Genomic DNA, 826 nt, shown 5'->3' with positions numbered 1-826 from the left:
TACCAGGCTCACGTACAGGACGAACCTGCTGCGCCCACCGTGGTCGTTGGGGTCGTCGGGGCCGTCGGTGTCCTGGCCGGCGCCGAGCAGGTCGATCAGCTCGCGGCCGGTGCGCTCGGCCAGCAGCACGGTGGCCGCCTCCACCAGGTTCGGGGAAGCCACCTCCAGCCAGGCCCGCAGCTCTGACCCGGGAGCCAGCATGCCGCTTGAGGCGGCGGCCGCGACCTCGGCGGCGTGCTCGGAGAGCATCGCGTCGACGATGCGGTCGTCGCTGAACGCCTGGTATCCGAACCCGTACCCCGCCTCTGGCCGCCCGCCGACCGTGTGGAAGCGCTCGCTGGCCAGCACGCCGTGCGCCACCATCTGCCCGAGCAGGGTGTCCGGCCATTGGGTCAGGTGCGCGGCGAACGGCGCGACGATCTCCCGCACCTGCTGCTGGGGCAAGACCTCCCGGCCCGCCTTGCCCATCTGCCGGGCCAGTTCCTTCACCGCGCGCTGTACCACCCGCTCACCTGCATCCAGGTGCAGCGCCAGATGGATCTGGTGGGCCCTGCGCTGAAGGAAGCTGTCGATGACCGCGCTGCGGTGCTGGGTGCGCGCGGCGATGCCCCGCTGCTTCTCCGGCAGCGCCTCCAGGCTCTCGCAGTACAGCTTCACGAACAGGGGGTTGGAGAAGGCCGGCGCGAGCAGCGGCGTGCGCGGAAGCGCCGAGGGCGCCTTTTGCAGGTAGTTTTCCAGCGCTTCCACCTCGTGCCCGGCGAATCCCGGGTGATCTGTGCACGGTACGTGATGGGCTGACACGTTGGTCGGCAGCACGATGTCCTTG

The 826-nt window shown here is 70.3% G+C and carries 1 pseudogene; it reads right to left on the bottom strand.

Going from position 1 to position 826, the window contains the following annotated elements:
* Window positions 1-816, bottom strand: a pseudogene (locus tag ACFWI9_RS34220) (hypothetical protein); the annotation flags it as partial.
* Window positions 817-826: the final 10 nt, after the last annotated feature.

This window comes from Streptomyces sp. NPDC127084, assembly GCF_042724175.1.
Taxonomy (GTDB): Bacteria; Actinomycetota; Actinomycetes; order Streptomycetales; family Streptomycetaceae; genus Streptomyces.
This window is presented reverse-complemented; position numbering and strand designations above follow the sequence as displayed.